The organism is Mycobacterium sp. 1245852.3 (assembly GCF_001669335.1).
Classification (GTDB): domain Bacteria; phylum Actinomycetota; class Actinomycetes; order Mycobacteriales; family Mycobacteriaceae; genus Mycobacterium; species Mycobacterium europaeum_A.
In genome coordinates this window covers 1-773 of record NZ_LZLL01000478.1, presented here as the reverse complement: position 1 = coordinate 773, position 773 = coordinate 1, and the positions used below count along the sequence as shown (strand labels likewise).

Genomic DNA, 773 nt, shown 5'->3' with positions numbered 1-773 from the left:
GGTGCGCAGCCAGTGTACGTAATCGCTTGGCGCTCCGGCGATTTCGGCGGCGTCGGCCATCACCCCCAGGTACCGGGCCGACGGCATGCCGCCTTCCCAGGCGTCCAGCACGTACAGCCACGCCAACACCGGGTCAGTGTCGGTGTCCGACGAGATCCGCTCCACCCGGCACCGGATCTTCTTGTGCACGCCGAACTCCGAGCCCTCCCAGCGGTCCAGGTTGTTCTCGTCCGCCGGAGTCATGTCGTAGAGGACGACGAACACCTTTGACCCCGGGTCCTCGACGACGCTGGCCAGCGCGCCCTCCCAGCCGATGTCCTCGCCACCGAAGGTCAATCTCCACCCGTGCAGCCAGCCGGTTCCGGCCATCGGCGAATGGGGCGCGCGTTTCTGCATCTGCTCGGGATCCATGTTGGACCCGTACGCGGCGTAGAGCGGCACGGGGAAAGCTTAGACGTCCGACGCTGGCCGGTCTTCCCCCGAGCATTCGCGGGGTCCCCGCCGCTTCGTTAGGTTGGGGGCTGTGGTGACCCGCATCGTGATCCTCGGTGGCGGCCCGGCCGGCTACGAGGCCGCGCTGGTGGCCGCCACCTCACACCCCGACACGACCCGCGTCACGGTGATCGACTCCGACGGCATCGGCGGCGCGGCGGTGCTCGACGACTGCGTGCCGTCCAAAACGTTCATCGCCTCCACCTGGCTGCGCACCCGCCCGGCCCGAAACATTGGTCCCGGCACCAGCGCCTGATCGAGGCGCCCCGAACGCGAAGGAC

Annotated in this window: 1 protein-coding gene and 1 pseudogene; one reads left to right on the top strand and one right to left on the bottom strand. The window is 69.0% G+C overall.

Translation table 11 applies throughout. The features are described from left to right. A partial coding sequence (locus A9W96_RS21265) for a gamma-glutamylcyclotransferase (protein ID WP_067137820.1) occupies positions 1-441 on the bottom strand: 441 nt, incomplete at its 3' end. 82 nt (positions 442-523) lie between these two features. Here A9W96_RS21265 and A9W96_RS21260 point away from each other — a divergent pair. Then, positions 524-721 (top strand): annotated as a pseudogene (locus A9W96_RS21260) (FAD-dependent oxidoreductase); the annotation flags it as partial. Positions 722-773 lie beyond the last annotated feature (52 nt).